The organism is Sphingomonas sp. (genome assembly GCF_048594985.1).
Classification (GTDB): Bacteria; Pseudomonadota; Alphaproteobacteria; order Sphingomonadales; family Sphingomonadaceae; genus Sphingomonas_I.
Window position 1 is genome coordinate 1 of record NZ_JBMDXG010000329.1, and the last position, 2,511, is coordinate 2,511.

At 68.0% G+C, this 2,511-nt stretch carries 3 protein-coding genes; all 3 read right to left on the reverse strand.

What is annotated here, in order from left to right:
* The coding region (locus tag ACOJSF_RS13475) for a pilus assembly protein TadG-related protein (RefSeq protein ID WP_420142710.1) at positions 1-1,044 on the reverse strand (1,044 nt) is incomplete at its 3' end.
* Positions 1,045-1,094: 50 nt separating this feature from the next.
* Positions 1,095-1,772 (reverse strand): ABC transporter ATP-binding protein, encoded by a 678-nt coding sequence (locus ACOJSF_RS13480; protein WP_420142711.1) that lies wholly within the window; start codon positions 1,770-1,772, stop codon positions 1,095-1,097.
* On the reverse strand, positions 1,765-2,511 hold a 747-nt coding region (locus tag ACOJSF_RS13485; RefSeq protein WP_420142712.1), incomplete at its 5' end, for an FtsX-like permease family protein. The genes ACOJSF_RS13480 and ACOJSF_RS13485, both read right to left, overlap by 8 nt.

A 2,511-nucleotide genomic window follows, 5' to 3' on the forward strand; every position in this document is an offset into this window, starting at 1 on the left:
GGCAGACCCCGTCTTGACCGATCCCCGGATGTTAAACGTGCCACCAGCGAACTGAAGCTTGTTGCCATCGTTCACGATCGCCACGCCCCCGCCACCGCAAATATTCACCGTCGCCGATCCCTGAAAGGTCAGCGTCGTGCCCCCTTCCAACGCAAGCTTGTCGATCGTGTAAGTCCGCCCGCCCTGCGCGACGAAGTCCCCGCCATACTGACTGGTTCGGGTCATGCCCGGGACAAGTTCCGGATTGTTGTAACGGAGCGTCACCGGCGGACCCGAACAGGATGGTGGCGACGAAACGGCGGGCGGTGCAGTCGGCGACGCCGGTTGGGTGAAGGAGCCGAGTGCGGCAAAGGCCTGCTGCAGCTTGGCGTCGTTGGCATAAGGATCGGCCGCCGGCGTGCCGCGCCCGTCCTTGATGTTTTCGGGCTTGGTGTTCCGGATCCAGCTTTTCTGCCCCGACAGCGACTTGCCGATCAGCACCTCGCTTGCATTCTGGATGACGGTGCTGCTCGATTCGAGCGCGACGCCGGCATTGGTCGCGACGCCGCAATCGGTCGCTTCGATCGTGACGCCGCCCGACTGAACGATCCCGTTTGCAACCGATCCCTTGAGCGCCAGGAAGCAGGCGCCGCCGCCGGTGTCCGCCGCCACGAGGCTCGCCACGGCTTCGTTCCGGATCGGCAGGCTGACCCCGCTGCCGAGCACGCGCGTCAGGACGAGCGGGACGGCGCCGAGCACGGTGACGGTCACCTTGGACTTGTCCGGCGACAGCACCGCCGTGGTGGTGGCGCGCGCCAGCCCGTTGGCAAGCGCGACGTCCTTGGCCGCCGCGTCCAGCGTGCCGGCGGTGGGCGCGGTGAGGTAGGCCAAAGCCGCCGCCAGCGCGGCGACATCGGCCACGCGCTGATGCTGAACCTTGACGCTGTACGCGTTGCCGACCTCGACCGCGAGCCCGGACATGCCGATCGCGGCCACAAGCGCCATCGCGCCCATGACCATGATCGATCCCCGCTCCGATGCGCGCAGGCGCCCCAGCCACGTCATGGCGGGCGCCGTAACCTCGACCGGTAAAAATCCCCTGAAGCCGGGGATAGTCAGAGTTCGGCGAGTTGCCCGTCGTGAAGCCGCACGACCCGATCCATCCGCCGCGCCAGCCGCTCATTATGCGTGGCCACCAGCGCCGCGGCGCCCTCGCCCCGCACCAGATCGAGGAAGGCGGCGAGCACCCGGTCCGACGTCGCCTCGTCCAGATTGCCCGTGGGCTCGTCGGCCAGGACCAGCGCGGGCCGGTTGGCGAGCGCGCGGGCGACCGCGACGCGCTGCTGCTCGCCCCCCGAAAGTTGTGCCGGGCGGTGATCCAGCCGCTCGGCGAGCCCCAGCGCGGTCAGCAGGATGCGCGCGCGGCCCGATGCCGCCCCCGGCTCCGCGCCGCGGATCAGTTGCGGCAGGACCACATTCTCCTCGGCGGTGAAATCGGGCAGAAGATGATGGAATTGATAGACGAAGCCGAGCGCGTCGCGCCGCAACCGCGTCCGCCCCTCGTCGTCCAGCCGCGACGCTTCCTCGCCCGCGATGCGGATCGATCCATCGAACCCCCCTTCGAGCAGGCCGACCGCCTGCAGCAGGGTCGACTTGCCCGAGCCCGACGGCCCGAGCAGCGCGACGATCTCTCCGGGCGCGATGTCGAGATCGACGCCGCGCAGGACGTGGATCGTCCGCTGCCCCTGCGTGAAGGCGCGGGTCAGGCCGCGCACCGCGACCACCTCACTCATAACGCAGCACTTCGACCGGATCGGTGCGCGCCGCGCGGAGCGCGGGGTAAAGCGTGAAGAGGAAGGCCAGCACCATCGTCATCACGACGATCAGCAGGATCTCGAACGGATCGGTGCGGGACGGCAGTTCGGACAGGAAGCGGATCGACGGATCCCACAGATTCTGCCCGGTGATCCGCTGGATCAGATTCACGATCGGCTGGCGGAAGAACAGGAACAGTGCACCGAGCCCCAGCCCCGCCACCGTGCCGAGCGCGCCGATCGACAGGCCGATCGCGACGAAGATCCGCGTCATCGCGCGTCGGCTCGCCCCCATCGTCCGCAGGATCGCGATGTCGCGCGCCTTGGCGCGGACGAGCATGATTAGCGACGACAGGATGTTGAACGCCGCCACTACGACGATGATCGACAGGATGATGAACATCATCACCCGCTCGATCTCCACCGTTTCGAACAGCGAGGAGTTCATCTGCCGCCAGTCGCTGATCCGCCCCGCGCTGCGGACTTGCGGCGCCAGCGGGGCGAGGATGCGCTCGACGCGCTGGGGATCGCTGGTCTGGATGCGGATCGCGCCGACGGCGTCGCCTAACATCAGCAGCGTCTGCGCATCGGCCATCGGCATCACAACGAACGCCTTGTCGTAATCGTAGACGCCCGTTTCGAACACCGCCGCCACGCGATAGGACACGATCCGCGGGACCGTGCCGAACGGGGTCGACTGGCCCTCCGGACTGATCAG